This window comes from Xanthomonas sp. BRIP62409, from assembly GCF_003992965.1.
Taxonomy (GTDB): domain Bacteria; phylum Pseudomonadota; class Gammaproteobacteria; order Xanthomonadales; family Xanthomonadaceae; genus Xanthomonas; species Xanthomonas euroxanthea.
This window is the reverse complement of the sequence record NZ_QEZJ01000020.1, coordinates 173,964-188,977: the sequence shown is the minus strand read 5'-3', so window position 1 is coordinate 188,977 and position 15,014 is coordinate 173,964. Positions and strand designations below refer to the sequence as shown.

The following is a 15,014-nucleotide window of genomic DNA, read 5'->3' as shown; positions in this document are numbered from 1 at the left end:
TGGCCAGCTAGGTGGCTGCTTGGCTGGCCTGCCTTGTCGGCGGCCGGTGCACATCGATTGACGTACACGTGCCTGTGGAGCGCTCATGCATCTGGAATTTGTCGATCTACGCTTGTTCATCGCGGTGGTCGAGGCAGGCAGCATCACTGCCGGCGCGCAACGGGCGGCGTTGTCGTTGGCGGCTGCCAGCGCGCGGATTCGTGCGCTGGAGCTGCAAGTGGGCGCCGTCCTGCTGGAACGCGGGCGCCGCGGTGTCAGCCTGACCCCGGCCGGCGGTGTGTTGCTGCGGCACGCACGGCAGTTGCAGCGGCAGACCGAGGCGTTGCAGCTGGAGCTGGGCGGCTACGGTGGCGGCGGGCAGGTGACGCTGCGGCTGGCGGCCAATACCGCGGCGCTGTCGGCATGGCTGCCCGAACGGCTGGCGGATTTTCTCATCGCACACCCGCAGTTGGATCTGGCGTTGACCGAGCAGGGCAGCGACGAAGCCGCCGATGCGGTGCGCGAGGAACGCGCCGACATCGCCGTGGTCGCAGGCCATGCCGATGTCAGTGGCCTGCAGGTGCTGCCGTTCCGTGAGGATCGGCTGGTGCTGGTGATGGCTGCCACGCATCCACTGGCTGGCGCCTCGACGCTGCGATTGAACGAACTCGCCGGAATGGACACGCTGGGCCTGGCCGGCGACAGCGCCCTGCAGCGGCACCTGCGCGTACACGTGAACCGCGCCGGCGTGCAGTTGCGCACCCGTGCAAAGGTGCAAGGCATCGATGCGTTGTGCCGCATGCTCGCACAAGGCATGGGTGTGGCGATTCTTCCGCACGCCGCAGTGCAACGCTCATGCGTGCGCGATCGGCTGGTGACGGTGCCCCTAGATGAAGCCTGGGCACCTCGGCAACTATCGATCGTGCTGCGTCACGGGCCCGCGCCATCGACCATGCCGCAAGCGCTGGTCGATTGGCTGCAACGCGATTGACCTGCGTGCCGTCAGACGGGCCGGCATCGTGACAGCGTCACCTCGCCGGCACGATCAATGCGGCCAGGCGAATTCGGCCAGCACCGGGTAGTGGTCGGAGGGCAACACACCGCCTGGGCGGGTATCCAGCGTGGAAAAGCGTGTTGGTGTCAGGCCACGGAACAGGATCCAGTCGATGCGTCGGGTCGGTTGCGTGGTGAAGTCCTGGAAGGTTTTTTCCGGGCCTTGCGGTGCCGAGACGCGGGCACGTGCATCGCCAAGCGTGGCGGTGAGGATGCGGTAGGTGCCCTGGTCGGGATCGCTGTTGAAGTCACCGGTCAGCACCACCGGAATGTCGGCCGGCAGCGACGCGATGCGCGACAGGATGACGCGCGCGCTGTGCTCGCGGGCGGCCTCGTCCTGGTCGCGGTGGGCGAAGTGCGTGTTGAGCAGATAGAAGCGGCGCTTGTCGCTGCGGCGCTCGAACAGGGCCCAGGTCACCATGCGTGGCAGGTCGGTATTCCAGCTGCGGCTGCCGGGCACCTGTGGCGTTTCCGATAGCCAGAAGTCGCCCGATTCCACCACCGACAACGTGCGGCTGTCGTAGAACACGCCCATGTGTTCGCCGTTGCCGTCGGCGTCGCGGCCCTTGCCGAACCAGCGGTAATCAGGCAGCTGTGCAGCCAGATACTGCGCCTGCTCCTGCACCAGTTCCTGCATTCCGAAGACGTCCGGGTGCGCTTGTTCGATCGATGCCACCATCGCCGTGCGGCGCACGGCCCAGCGCTTGTCACCGTCGGTGTCCACCGGCACGCGCACGTTGAACGACATCACCCGCAAGGGCGCAGGCGCGGGTGCGGCCAATGCAGGCAGGGCGATGCACAGCAGCGCGAGTGCGGCGAGCAAGGAACGTGAGATAGCGCGAAAGGACAGGCGTGGCATGCAGGCGGATTCCTAAGGACCAATCGGCGAGTCTAATCGGCCTGCATGACCGAAATGTCATTGCGACACCGCGCCGGCTTGACGTTATCGCGCATCGGCGTAGCATTTGCACCAAGCCAGCGGATAGACCGCTGGCTGCCTAGCCAACCGTGAGGGATTCTCATGGCATCGCAGTACGACTATCTCGTGTTCATCGGGCGTTTCGAGCCCTTTCATAACGGCCACGCCGCCGTCGCCCGCCATGCGCTGGGCAAGGCGAACAAGCTCATCGTGTTGATCGGTTCTGCCGACACCCCCCGCACCATTCGCAATCCGTGGACCGTCGCCGAACGCGCGGTGATGATCGAGTCCGCGTTGCCGGGCGAGAGCCCGCGGCTGATCTTGCGCCCGTTGCGCGACCATCTGTACAACGAAAGCCTGTGGATTGCCGAGGTGCAGCGGCAGGTTGCCGAGGCCGTGCAGGCCGATGGCGGCACGCTCGATGCACGCATCGGCCTGATCGGCATGGACAAGGACGCCAGCAGCTATTACCTGCGCGAGTTTCCGCAGTGGCCGCTGGAAGACGTGCAACATACCGCCACGCTGTCGGCCACCGAATTGCGCCGCTACCTGTTCGAGGCCGGCGAGATCGGCTTCCACGGTGGGCTGCTGATGCTGCGTGGCAATGTGCCGGCGCCGGTGTACGACATGCTGGACGCGTTCCGGCGCAATTCGCCGAGCTACGCACAGCTGGTGGCCGAATACCGCTTCATCGAGCAGTATCGCGCCGCGTGGAAGGACGCCCCGTATCCGCCGACCTTCGTCACCACTGATGCGGTGGTGGTGCATTCGGGCCACGTGCTGCTGGTGCGTCGACGTGCCGAGCCGGGCAAGGGTCTGTGGGCGTTGCCGGGCGGTTTCGTCGGCCAGGACGAAGGCCTGCTGGACGGCTGCCTGCGCGAACTGCGCGAGGAAACCCGGCTGAAAGTGCCGGTGCCGGTGCTCAAGGGGTCGTTGCGTGGGCGCCAGGTGTTCGATCACCCCGAGCGCAGCTTGCGCGGGCGCACCATCACCCATGCCTTCCACTTCGAGTTTCCGGCCGGCGAGTTGCCTGTGGTGCGCGGGGGCGACGATGCCGACAAGGCGCGCTGGATTCCGCTTGCCGAAGTGATGGCGATGGGGCCGCGCCTGTACGAAGATCACCTGCATATCCTCGAATTCTTTCTGGGTCGCGGCTGAGGGCGACAACGCGTGCGTGCCGTCGTCCACCAAAGGCATCCGCGCGCAATCCGAGATCGGCTCGAACCGTAGCCTCCCGCCGGCGGACAGACCGCCGGTTCACCCGACGCGAAGGAGCTTCCGTCATGCATTACCTCGATAACCTGCTGCTCAACACCGACAGCTACAAGGCCAGCCACTGGCTGCAGTATCCACCTGGCACCGATGCGGCGTTTTTCTATGTCGAATCGCGCGGTGGCGTCTACGACCAGACCGTGTTCTTCGGCCTGCAGTCGATTCTGAAGGAGGCGATCAACCGGCCGGTGACGCATGCCGACATCGACGATGCGAAGGCCTTGCTGGCCGCGCATGGCGAGCCGTTCAACGAAGCCGGCTGGCGCGACATCGTCGATCGTCTCGGCGGGCAACTGCCGATCCGCATCCGCGCCGTGCCCGAAGGCGCGGTCGTGCCCACGCACAATGTGTTGATGACGATCGAATCCACCGATCCCAAGGCGTTCTGGGTGCCGTCGTATCTGGAAACACTGCTGTTGCGCGTGTGGTACCCGGTGACGGTGGCAACGGTGAGCTGGCAGGTGAAGCAAATCGTGCGCGATTACCTGCAGCGCACCAGCGACGATCCGGAAGGGCAGTTGCCGTTCAAGCTGCATGACTTCGGCGCGCGTGGTGTCTCCAGTCTTGGCTCGGCCGCGCTGGGCGGTGCGGCGCATCTGGTGAACTTCCTCGGCACCGATACCTTGTCGGCGTTGTTGCTGGCGCGTGCGCACTACCACACGCCGGTGGCGGGGTATTCGATTCCCGCCGCCGAGCACAGCACCATCACCAGCTGGGGCCGCGAGCGCGAGGCCGATGCGTACCGCAACATGCTGACGCAGTTCGCGCGTCCCGGCTCGCTGGTGGCGGTGGTGTCGGACAGCTACGACATCTACCACGCGATCCGCGAGCATTGGGGCACCACCTTGCGCGAGCAGGTGATCGCATCCGGTGCGACGGTGGTGATCCGCCCGGATTCGGGCGACCCGGTGGACGTGGTCGAGCACTGCCTGGTGCTGCTGGACGAGGCCTTCGGCCATCGGCTCAACGGCAAGGGCTACAAGGTGCTCAACCATGTGCGGGTGATCCAGGGCGATGGCATCAATCCACAGTCGCTGCGCGCGATCCTCGAACGCATCACCGCTGCCGGATACTCCGCAGACAACGTCGCCTTCGGCATGGGCGGTGCGCTGTTGCAGAAGGTGGATCGCGATACGCAGAAGTTCGCGCTGAAGTGCTCGGCCGTGCGCGTGGACGGGCAATGGGTCGATGTCTACAAGGACCCGGTCACCGACAAGGGCAAGCAGAGCAAGCGCGGTCGGCTGACCTTGCTGCGCAACCGCGGCGATGGCAGTTATCGCAGCGCGTTGCTGGACGACGTCGGCACGCATGCAGACAGCGACGATGCGCTGGTGACGGTGTGGGAAAACGGCGTCATGCAGCAGGAGTGGACCCTGGAACAGGTGCGCGCACGTGCCGACGCCGCGCGCCGCTGACGTTCGCCACGCAGGCACCGCCATGCGCGCGATCGATGACAACGCGTTGCTGTCTGCCTCGCCGCTGCTGGCCGGGTTGCGCGCCGCCGCACCCAGCCTGTGGCGGCGCGTGCCGGAGCAGGGCGACAGCGGCCGATGGCATGCACTGCGCATCGGTGCGCGCGTGTACCGGGCAGCGCTGCCGATCACGTTCACTCCGTATGCGTCGGTACGGCCGTGCTCGGCGCGTTGCGGATTCTGCTCGGAAAACCTGCGCCAGCATCATGGTGGCGCGGCGGCAGCGATGTTGCGGCCAGGGCCGGACTACTTTGCGCAGTTGCGCGCTGCCTTGCAGCTGCTGCACGAGGTGCCGTTGTCGTATTCGTTGTCCGGCCTGGAGATGACCGACGATCCGGACTGGTTGCAGACCCTGCTGCAGACGCTGGCGACGACGCCCGACGGCCCGCGCGTGGAGCAGCGCGTGCTGTACAGCAATGGCGCCGGCTTTGCGCGCGCGCAGGGGGCACAGCTGATCGATGCCCTGGTCGAGTTCGGCCTGTCGTGGATCGAGCTGTCGCGCCACCACCCGCTGCAGGCCGGCAACGATGCGATCATGCGCTTTCGTCCCGGCGAACCCATTGCCGATGCAGCTACTTTCGCGCGCACGGCGCAATGCCTTGCAGCGCGCCTGCCGGTGCGCCTGGTCTGCATCGTGCAGCGGGGCGGGGTGGACACTGCCGATGCCGTGGCGCAGTACCTCGCGTGGGCGCGCAGCTGTGGCGCAACGCAGGTGATCTTTCGCGAACTGTCGCGTCTGGACGATGCGTACCGTAGCAACGGCACCTGGCGGTACATCGCGCAGCATCGCATCGGCATGGAGCGCCTGTTGGCGGACTGCATGCAGCAGCGGTGGTGGTCGCGCTGGCAGGCGGATGGCATGACTGAGGGCTATTACTTCTGGAATCTGCGCATGCGCAGCGACGACGGCCTGGACGTGGTGTTCGAAAGTGCCGACTACGCGGCCATGCACGCGCGCCATGCCACCGGCGACCTCTACAAGCTGGTGTTCTTTGCCAATGGCCGCCTATGTGCGGGCTGGGACCCGGATGCCGATGTGCTGTGGGAGCCGGCCGGTGGATGAGCTCGATCAGCGCAGCTGGTGGATGCCCACACCGGATGACCCGTCCTGGGCACTGCCCGAGGCGTTGCGCGCAGCCGATCCACTTGGCGGGCGCGACTGTGGCTGGGTCAACCAGATGCGCCCGTTCGTGCGGCACTTCAGCGCGCCGGGCGCGCAGGTGTTCGACCCGTTCTGCGGATTCGGCAGCACGCTGCTGGCGGCCACGCTGGAAGGGCGTGGCGCGCATGGCATGGAGATCGATGCCGCACGCGCGCAACTGGCACGCACGCGCCTGCAGCGGCACGGCGTGCAGGCGCCGGTGGTGGTCGGCACGCTGGTCGACACCGCGCCTGCCGCGGCGATCGACCTGTGCCTGACCAACGTGCCGTATTTCGGTTGCCGCTGGCACGGTGAGGTGCTGCCCGGGCAGCTATACGCCAGTGCCGATTACGCGGGCTATCTGTCCGGCATGCGCGCGGTATTGCATGCGCTGCGCAAGCGCTTGCGACCGGGTGGGTTCGGTGTGGCGATGGTGGAGAACGTGGTCGTCGGCGGGCGGGTGATCCCGCAGGCCTGGGATCTGGGGCGGATCCTTGCCAGCCTGTTCACCCTGCGCGAGGAGCGGGTGCTGTGCTACCGGCGGCCGGGCGCAGCGCTGGCGGCTGCAGGCACGCAGAGCAATCGCAGCCACGAATACGCACTGATCTTCCAGCACTGCCGTGCGCGGCTGGACCTGCAGCGGGCAGCGCAGCTGCTGCACGCGTTGCGGGCAAACGGCCTGCCGGTGGAGGTGCACGGCAGCTACGCGCGCTGGTTGGAGTCGCCGGCGTCGGTGCCGGAGGGGCCGGCGGATCTGGACCTGATCCTGCAGGCCGAGCAGCCGCTCTGGGACCGCCTCACCGTGTGGCTGCAGGCGCAGGGATTCGCCCTGAGCCTGTGGGGCGAGCCGTGCCGGGCGCCGGTCGCGCTGGCGGCGGTGCGTGCGCACCACTATCTGCGCGCCGAGCGCATCGGTGCAGACGGCAGCCGCCTGCAGCTGGACCTGCAACTGCCAGCGGATGAACCGCCGTTGCCCTGAGCCGGCCAGGCGACGCCGCGCGCACATGGGTTGCGGCTATGCTCTGTGCCGGTTTTGGATGCCGGAATGTCTCCATGTCTCGTTCTTCCCTGATTGCGCACGGCGCCCTGCTTGGCGCGCTGGCAACCCTGGCTGGCTGCGGCGGCAGCAAGGGCGACACGATGCTGATGCGCGAGTCGTTCAATTCCGACGACACCTATTCGCGCAATGTGGCAGCCACCTCGCCGCAGGCCTGCGAGGCCGCGCGACGGGTGTTGTTGAGCCAGGGCTATGCGGTGACGCGTGCCGATGCCGCCGCGGTGGAGGGCAGCAAGAACTTCCAGCTCAAGGAAGCCGAGCAGAGCGAACAACTCAACCTGCGCATTTCCTGCGCCACGCAGGACGGCGGCAAGGCGCAGGTGTTCGTCAGCGCATTGCAGGACCGTTACGCGCTGAAAAAGAGTTCGACCTCGGCCAGCGTCGGGGTGGGCGTGCTCGGCTCGCTGTCGCTGCCGGTGGGCAGCAGCGGCGATTCGCTGGTGCGCGTATCCAGCACCACGGTGCAGGACGCGGCCTTCTACAAGCGGTTCTTCGATCGGCTGAATTCGTATCTGCCCAAGGTTACCGAGGCGGTGCCGGCGGCTGCAGCTGCGGTGCCGCCATCGCCTGCGCATGCAATGCCAATGGCACCAGCGGTCCCCATGCCTGCGGCGACTGCGGCCGCTCAGACGGGCGAGGCGACCAACACGCCCGCTGCCGCGCCGTCACCGGTTGCAGCGCCGGTCGCTCAGCCCCCTGTCGCGCAGCCGCCGGTGGCACCGTTGCCGGTGGAAGCGCAAGACCCGCCACCGACGCCGGCCGAGGTGCCGCAAACCGAGCCGGCAACACAGCCGTGAGGACGTGATTCAGGCTCTGTGCCAAAGCCTGAATCGCTGGCCGCACGCTTCACGTTGCGTTCTCGACCAACTGGCGAAAGTGCAACCATGACTCGCCGAAGGGGCGAGATGGAGACAGACGATGAAGATGCGCAATTCCCTCGTGGGTATGTCCCTGATCGCGTTGATGGCGACGAGCACCTTGGCGCAGGCGCAGACGCGGTCGCATCAGCAGCGTTATACCGAAGCAGATGAAGGCCGCAAGTTCGGCGACGGAACGCGCGTGCGCTGCCGCAATGTCGAAGTGCAGAAGAACTCGACCGATCCCAATCGGATTGGCGGCACCGTCGCCGGCGCTGCCATCGGCGGACTGCTCGGCAATCAGGTCGGCGGCGGCAACGGCAAGAAGCTTGCCACCGTGGCTGGCGCGGTCGCCGGTGGTGCAGCGGGCCGCACCATCCAGGGCAATCGCCAGCAGACCAATGGCAATCGTCAGGTCGAGCGCGTCTGCGAACGTCGCTGAGAATGATGTATTGAATCAAGCGAGCCCCGGTCCTGCCGGGGCTTTCTACGTCTGAGGGTGCAGCGCCTTGCTGCCGATCCGCGTCACCGCAACTAGATGAGTGTTTTCCGTAGCTCCCGCAAGCGATTGCAGGCAGGACGCATGCGGCTTGCGTTCGCAGCCGCACCTGCGGCTGCACCGCATGGACGGCGTGGTCGCCTTGGCGTGCGCCTGTGCACGGCCGCGTTGCTCACCGCGCAGCTGCTGCAGTCCGCCTTGGCCACGCCGAGCGAGGCCGCGCGCAAGGCCCCGGTGGACTGCGTCGATATCCTGTTGCGCCAGCTCGGTTGGGAGATCGGCAACGCTGCGGTGAGTGCGCCGGTGATCCAGCGCGGCGAGCCATGCACGCGCGCGTCGCTGGCGCAGGCGCGCGCGGCCGGCGATCTGCAGCTGACGCTGCCGGCCAGCTGGAACACGCAACAACGCGCTGCCACGCTCGTGGCCTTGCTGGACGATACGGCGACCCAATGCGCGTATGCGTTCGAACTCGGTGCGGCCACGCGGCGCGCCGCCACACGGCTGCAGGACAACCCGGGCTACCGGTTTTCGGCGCTGCAACTGGGCTGGATCGGCTTCGGCTGGCGCGGCGCGGCGTCGCAGGGCTGGAGCGGCTTTCGCAGTTTCGGGCGCGGCTATCAACCGCGCGGCAGCAATGCGCAGGCGCTGGATGCGTTCTACCACGGCCAGGTGCGTTCCGAATGCGGGGTGGGACGGCAGGTGGCCCAATTGGCCACGCAGCGCGAACTGTATGGCGATGCGGGATTCGATCAGGTGTTCAGCGCCGGCGAGTTGTCGATCGGCACCTTTTTGACCCTGCATGACACCGACAGCATCCTGCTGGGCGCGCATGCCGGCGACTTCTTCGCCGACGGCAAGGCGGTCAGGACCACGCAGCTGGGGCGCCAGGCGTTTGTCGGCGCGCCGGGGTTCATTGCGCATGTGTTCGACAAGTCGTCCCTGGACGACATCCACAACCAGGCCGAGAACTTCGTGGTGGTGGATGTGAGCGACGCAGCCGCGCAGGCGCTGGCCCAGCACGGCGGCTTTGCGCATTACGACGCGCGCAACCGGCAGATCTGGGAGCTGGCCAGGGAGCTGCGCGGGCCGGGCAAGCGGCGCTTCGAGCGGCTGCTGTACGAACGCGATGCGCAGCTGCGCGCCACACTCGATGCGCAACAGCAGGCACGCCTGCAAACGCTGCAAGGCCTGCTGGATGACCCGTTCTACCAGGGCTTTCTGGTGTACGTGCATCCCAAGGGCATCAAGCCGATCGGATACCACGTGGCGCGCCTGCTCGATCGCAACCCGCGCACGCCGTATGCCATCGACCTGACCTTGCACAACCTGCGCAGCACCCTGTACTGGCGCTGGATCGACTGGCAGCTGCAACAGTGCGGCGCCGGCACCGCCGCGGAACAATCCATTGAGAATTCCGCCACGCCGGCGTACGCCGGGCGTGGCACCCTGCACTGATCAGATCATGAGGAGCGATTATGGAACTGGGTATGGTGGGTTTGGGCCGCATGGGCGCCAACATGGCCGAGCGCCTGGTGCACGGCGGACACCGCGTGCATGGCTACGATCCGGGCGAAAGCGCGCGTCGCAGTGCGCAGGCCAAGGGCATTGTCACCGCTGATGCGCTGGCCGCGCTGGTGTCCGCGCTGCCGAGCCCGCGCGTGGTGTGGTTGATGGTGCCGGCGGGCAAGATCGTCGACGACACTCTGGCGCAGTTGCTGCCGCTGTTGCAGCCTGGCGACATCGTCATCGACGGCGGCAATTCGTACTACAAGGATTCGCAACGCCGCGCCGCGTTGTTGCAGGCCAGCGGTATCGCCTTTGTCGACTGCGGCACCAGTGGCGGCGTCTGGGGCCTGCAGGAAGGCTATAGCCTGATGGTGGGCGGCGACGAAGCGGCGGTGACCACGCTGCATCCGGTGCTGGCCACGCTGGCGCCGGCCGCGGACAAGGGCTGGGGCCGGGTCGGTCCGAGCGGTGCGGGCCACTTCACCAAGATGGTCCACAACGGCATCGAGTACGGAATGATGCAGGCCTATGCCGAGGGCTTCGCGCTGATGCAGCACAAGACCGACTTTGCGCTGGACCTGCACCAGGTCGCCGAGATCTGGCGCGATGGCAGCGTGGTGCGTTCGTGGCTGCTGGATCTCACCGCCGATGCGCTGGCGCACAATCCGACCATGGCCGGGATTGCACCGTTCGTGGCCGATTCGGGCGAAGGCCGCTGGACGGTGGCCGAGGCGATCGACCTGGAAGTGTCGGCGCCGATCATCACCTTGTCGCTGATGGAGCGCCTGCGCTCGCGCGACAAGGATTCGTTCACCGACAAGCTGCTGGCCGCAATGCGCAACCAGTTCGGTGGTCATGCGGTCAAGACCACCACGGAAGCCGCGCCGACGATCGGCAGCAAGGACGTCTGAGCGATCGCGCCGACGCCTGCGCGCCTGCATGGCGCGCAGTGCAGGTCTGTTCCATCGTATCTGTGTCTGTGTCTGTGTCTGTGTCTGGCGACTGCCGGCGTGCCCGCTGACTGAGTGCAGTGCGCATTGGTGCGGTGCCCGCACGTGGCACCGCAGGACGCGGGCGCGCCATTGCCGATGCCGAATATCGGCTGGGCGCCTGCACCGGGGCCCGGCCGTGCATCAGCCGCGCGAAGCCGCGCTTGCGCCTTCCAGCCATTGCACCTGGCCCGAGGCGGCGCTGCGTTGCGCCAGCTCCAGCAGCTCCATCACCTGCACCGCGTCGGCGCCACTGACCGGCGCCGGGCCGGTGCCTGCCAGGGCATCGCGGAAGGCGGCGTAGCACTGCCGGTAGTCGCCCGGCGTGGTGTCGGGTTGATGGGTGTGCACGCGGCCTTCGTCGTCCACGCGGGTCAGCGTGCCCGGGAGTGGGTCCACCCCCCAACCGGCGGTTCCGGGGCGGCGTCCGGCACGTAGCTGGTCTTCCTGCGTGTCCAGCCCGTGCTTGAGATAGCTGCCACGGGTGCCGTGCACGGCAAAGCGCAGGCCACTGTCGGCCACCAGCGAGCCGGCATGCAGGATCACGCGCAGCCGCGGATACCGCAGGGTGACATGGAAGTAGTCGTCGCTGCGCGCCTGGTTGCGTTGACGCTGCAGATCCGCTCCGATCGCCTGCGGCGTACCGAACAACTGCAGCGCCTGGTCGAGCAGATGCGGCCCCAGGTCGTACCAGAGACCGGCGCCGGGGATGTCGCTCTCGCGCCAGCGGTCGCGCACCTGCGGCCGGAAGCGGTCGAAGTGCGAATGGAATTCCACCACCTCGCCCAACTGGCCTTCGTCGATCAGCCGGCGCACGGTCAGGAAGTCCGCATCCCAGCGCCGGTTCTGGAACACGCTGACGATGCGTCCGGCCGCTGCGGCAGCAGCCACCACCGCGCGCGCCTGCGCGGCGTCCAGCGCGAAGGGCTTGTCGACCAGCACATGCTTGCCGGCTGCCAGGGCCTGCAACGCGAACGGCGCATGGGTCTGGTTGGGAGTGGCCAGCACCACCGCATCCAGCGCGGGATCGGCCAGTGCCGTGTCCAGATCGGCAAGCACGGCGACCTCGGGAAAGTCGGCCTGTGCCTGCTGCGGCTTGGACGACACCACGCCGTGCAGTGTCAGGCCCGGAGTGCTGGCGATCAGCGGGGCATGGAAGGTGCGGCCGACATAGCCATAGCCGACGACGGCCAGATTGAACGGTTTAGGCATTGAAAACGGTTCATCGCAACGACGGAAGAGGCCTGCATGGTATTGCACACACCCGTGTGCGCCGGGTTCACAACCCCTGCATCCGGCGGTCACGTGTGCACGACGAGCGCCACTGCAGACTCCAGCCACATTCAACAGGAGGGACTATCCGATGAAGAACATCACACAGGTTCGTAAGCTGCTGGCCGTGGCGCTGTCGCTGGGTCTGGCGCTGGGCGCCTCGCAGGCATTTGCCGCGCCGCAGGAACACGCCGACCACAAGGACCATGCCGCCGGCATGAACGAGTCCAAGAAGCCGGTCACCGACACCTGGATCACCACCAAGGTGAAGGCCGACCTGCTGGCGACCGACAATGTGTCGGGTACCGACGTCAAGGTCGAGACCAAGAACGGCATCGTCACCTTGACCGGCACGGTTGCGACCAAGGCTGAGCACGACAAGGCCGTGGCAGTTGCCAAGGGCATCGAAGGCGTCAAGAGCGTCAAGTCCACCGGTCTGAAGGTGGTCGCTGCAAAGATGTAAGTGCAGCGGTAGCGAATGCCGGGCCAGCCGAGGCGAGGCGGCTGATCCGAGCACGAGGCGCACTCCCAGGAGTGCGCCTTTTTGTTGTCTGCGCCCGACGCAGGCAGGCCGACGGGCGGCGGGGCGCTCGCGCCATTTTCACGTTTACTGCACTTATCATATGCCCATTCAGCTATGTCGCCATCGGAGCGACCAGGCTGAATCGTTAATCTCATCTCTGGCCTGATCGGACACAATACCGACTTGCCTTCGGGGCCCTGGCAGCGAGCGGACACAGACCTAGCAATGCAGACAACGGTCCAAGCAGACAAATGGGATCGCTGGCGCCTGCCGTTACTGGCGGTTGCCGTGTTCCTGATTGTGGTGGTGCCGTCGTTGCTGCTGCAGCAGATGGCGCACAACGCCAACCAGGCCGCAGTGTGGGTCTCGCATAGCCAGGACGTGCAGGAGACCGCCCAGCGTCTGGAAGCGGCGATGCGCGACACCGAATCGGCGGCCTTGATGCGCTCGCACGGCGTGCAGCGCCCGGCCCTGCTGGAGCGCATGCGGCGCGGCCGGCGCGAGTCAATGGACGCCGTGCAGCGGTTGATCGTGCTGACCAAGGACAACCCCGCGCAGCAGGTGCGGATGGGGCGCATCCAGAGCACCATCGAGCGGCGCCTGTTGCTGGCCGAGCGGGTTGCGGTGACCACCGACCCGGAGCAGATCCGCGCGCTGATCAACGACATGACCCTGAACAACCCGATCCGCGTGCTGATCGATGAGTTGCAGGAGGCCGAGGGCAAGCTGCTGGAGTTGCGCAACGTGCGTGCCGAGACCGAGCGGGCGCATTACGCGGTGTTGAGCTGGGCCACGCTGGTGGTGCAGCTGCTGCTGCTGGGCACGGTGACCTGGTTGCTGCAGCGGCAGATCCGTCGCCGCCTGGCGGCCGAGCAGGAATACCTGCGCGCCAACGGCCGCGCGTCGTCGGTGTTGCAGACCGTGCGCGAGCCGATCGTGCTGCTGGACTCCAGTCAGCGCATCCTGCTGCACAACCCGGCGTTTGCCGAGCTGTACGGGCTGGAGGAGCGCGGCAACGAATCGATGGCGCTGGACGACGTGGGCGGGGGCGTGTGGCGCGATGCGCAGATCCATCAGCGGCTGGCCGACGTGCTGCTGCGCGGCCGCGAGTTGTGGGATTACGAACACGAGCAGCGCGCCGCCGATGGCGTGCTGCGCACCATGCTGATCAACGCGCGGCGCATGCCGCTGCCGGACACCAGTGACGAAGACGTGGTACTGATGACGGTCAGCGACATCAGCCTGCAGAAGGCCTCGCAGCTGCGCATCCAGGAGCTCAACCGGCAGATGGAAGGCAAGGTGGAGCAGGTGTCGGAGGTCAACCGCGAGCTGGAGGCCTTCAGCTATTCGGTCTCGCACGATCTGCGCGCGCCGCTGCGCCATGTGGCTGGATTCTCCGACAAGCTGGCGCGCCATCTGGGCGATGCGGCGGACGAGAAATCGCGTCACTACATGGAAGTGATCAGCAGCTCGGCGCGGCGCATGGCCTCGTTGATCGACGATCTGCTGGTGTACTCGCGCCTGGGCCGCAGCGCGCTGCGGCTGCAGGCGGTGGACATGCAGTCGCTGGTGTCGGAAACGCGCGCGATCCTGGATTCCAACGTACAGAGCGAGAACACCGGCCACCGGGTGGACTGGCACATCGCGCCGTTGCCGGTGCTGGTGGCCGACGAAAACATGATGCGCCAGCTGTGGATGAACCTGCTTGGCAACGCGGTGAAATACAGCGCCAAGCGCACGGTGGCCAGGATCGAGGTCACCTACACGCCGATGGCCGACGGCGGCCATCAGTTCAGCGTGCGCGACAACGGCGCCGGCTTCGACATGGAATACAGCGCCAAGTTGTTCGGTGTGTTCCAGCGCCTGCACAAGGCCAGCGAATACGCCGGCACCGGCATCGGCCTGGCCAGCGTGCGGCGCGTGCTGACGCGTCACGGCGGCCGGATCTGGGCCGAGGGCGCGGTCGATGCAGGCGCCACGTTCTATTTCGTGCTTCCCCCTGCGCTTGAAGCGCCCAACCAAGAGTTCACTGTATGACCGCCATCCGTACCATTCTTCTGGCAGAAGACAGCCCGGCCGATGCGGAAATGGCCGTCGATGCCTTGCGCGAAGCCCGCCTGGCCAATCCCATCGTGCACGTCGAGGACGGCGTGGAAACCATGGACTACCTGCTGCGCCGGGGCATCTTCGCCGATCGCGAGGAAGGCCTGCCGGCCGTGTTGCTGCTGGACATCAAGATGCCGCGCCTGGACGGGCTGGAAGTGCTCAAGCAGATCCGCAGCGAGGAGACGCTCAAGCGCCTGCCGGTGGTGATCCTGTCATCCTCGCGCGAAGAGAGCGACCTGGCCCGCAGCTGGGACCTGGGCGTCAATGCCTACGTGGTCAAGCCGGTGGACGTGGATCAGTTCTTCAACGCAGTCAAGACGCTCGGCACCTTCTGGGCGGTCATCAATCAGGCACCGGAGCTGGACTGAC

General features: G+C 66.8%; 14 protein-coding genes. 12 read left to right on the top strand and 2 right to left on the bottom strand.

Annotation, left to right across the window (positions count from 1 at the left end; translation table 11 throughout):
* The first annotated feature begins 85 nt into the window (after positions 1 to 85).
* Positions 86 to 970, top strand: coding sequence for a LysR substrate-binding domain-containing protein (locus EO170_RS10030; RefSeq protein ID WP_126944576.1), 885 nt, complete (start codon positions 86 to 88; stop codon positions 968 to 970).
* Positions 971 to 1,024: 54 nt separating this feature from the next.
* On the opposite strand, the gene EO170_RS10025 is transcribed toward EO170_RS10030, so the two are convergent.
* Entirely contained in the window at positions 1,025 to 1,891 is an 867-nt protein-coding gene (locus tag EO170_RS10025; protein ID WP_104583784.1) for an endonuclease/exonuclease/phosphatase family protein, read from the bottom strand.
* Positions 1,892 to 2,053: 162 nt separating this feature from the next.
* On the opposite strand from EO170_RS10025, the gene EO170_RS10020 reads away from it, so the two are divergent.
* From EO170_RS10020 to gnd, 8 genes are all read left to right on the top strand, one after another.
* On the top strand, positions 2,054 to 3,109 hold the full coding sequence (locus EO170_RS10020; protein ID WP_126944574.1) for a bifunctional nicotinamide-nucleotide adenylyltransferase/Nudix hydroxylase: 1,056 nt from the start codon (positions 2,054 to 2,056) through the stop codon (positions 3,107 to 3,109).
* Positions 3,110 to 3,234: 125 nt separating this feature from the next.
* Positions 3,235 to 4,638 (top strand): nicotinate phosphoribosyltransferase, encoded by a 1,404-nt coding sequence (locus EO170_RS10015; RefSeq protein WP_126944571.1) that lies wholly within the window; start codon positions 3,235 to 3,237, stop codon positions 4,636 to 4,638.
* Between the two features lie 22 nt (positions 4,639 to 4,660).
* Positions 4,661 to 5,758 (top strand): hypothetical protein, encoded by a 1,098-nt coding sequence (locus EO170_RS10010; protein ID WP_126944568.1) that lies wholly within the window; start codon positions 4,661 to 4,663, stop codon positions 5,756 to 5,758.
* Entirely contained in the window at positions 5,751 to 6,815 is a 1,065-nt protein-coding gene (locus tag EO170_RS10005) for a DNA methyltransferase (protein ID WP_126944565.1), read from the top strand. Before EO170_RS10010 ends, EO170_RS10005 begins: the two co-directional genes overlap by 8 nt.
* A gap of 74 nt (positions 6,816 to 6,889) precedes the next feature.
* The gene (locus EO170_RS10000) at positions 6,890 to 7,690 is read left to right on the top strand and encodes a DUF2242 domain-containing protein (RefSeq protein ID WP_164740991.1); all 801 of its coding nucleotides are present in this window, start codon (positions 6,890 to 6,892) and stop codon (positions 7,688 to 7,690) included.
* Between the two features lie 121 nt (positions 7,691 to 7,811).
* Positions 7,812 to 8,192 carry a glycine zipper 2TM domain-containing protein gene (locus tag EO170_RS09995; RefSeq protein WP_104583789.1) on the top strand — a complete coding sequence of 127 codons (381 nt, stop codon included), beginning with the start codon at positions 7,812 to 7,814 and terminating at the stop codon, positions 8,190 to 8,192.
* Between the two features lie 141 nt (positions 8,193 to 8,333).
* Entirely contained in the window at positions 8,334 to 9,704 is a 1,371-nt protein-coding gene (locus tag EO170_RS09990; protein WP_241239411.1) for a hypothetical protein, read from the top strand.
* Between the two features lie 20 nt (positions 9,705 to 9,724).
* Positions 9,725 to 10,666, top strand: a complete 942-nt coding sequence (gene gnd / locus EO170_RS09985; RefSeq protein WP_104649208.1) for a phosphogluconate dehydrogenase (NAD(+)-dependent, decarboxylating) — start codon at positions 9,725 to 9,727, stop codon at positions 10,664 to 10,666.
* A 222-nt stretch (positions 10,667 to 10,888) separates the two neighbouring features.
* Here the strand turns inward: gnd and EO170_RS09980 are convergent, their stop codons facing one another.
* Positions 10,889 to 11,956, bottom strand: a complete 1,068-nt coding sequence (locus EO170_RS09980; RefSeq protein WP_126944559.1) for an oxidoreductase — start codon at positions 11,954 to 11,956, stop codon at positions 10,889 to 10,891.
* Between the two features lie 151 nt (positions 11,957 to 12,107).
* Here EO170_RS09980 and EO170_RS09975 point away from each other — a divergent pair, with 151 nt between their 5' ends.
* The 3 genes from EO170_RS09975 (at position 12,108) to EO170_RS09965 (ending at position 15,013) form a co-directional block, all read left to right on the top strand.
* Positions 12,108 to 12,479 carry a BON domain-containing protein gene (locus EO170_RS09975; RefSeq protein WP_164739034.1) on the top strand — a complete coding sequence of 124 codons (372 nt, stop codon included), beginning with the start codon at positions 12,108 to 12,110 and terminating at the stop codon, positions 12,477 to 12,479.
* 285 nt (positions 12,480 to 12,764) lie between these two features.
* A complete protein-coding gene (locus EO170_RS09970; RefSeq protein ID WP_126944556.1) occupies positions 12,765 to 14,576 on the top strand; it encodes an ATP-binding protein in 1,812 nt (603 codons plus the stop codon).
* Complete coding sequence (locus EO170_RS09965) at positions 14,573 to 15,013, top strand: response regulator (protein ID WP_104583792.1); 441 nt, start codon at positions 14,573 to 14,575, stop codon at positions 15,011 to 15,013. The genes EO170_RS09970 and EO170_RS09965 overlap by 4 nt, the downstream gene beginning before the upstream one ends.
* Position 15,014 lies beyond the last annotated feature (1 nt).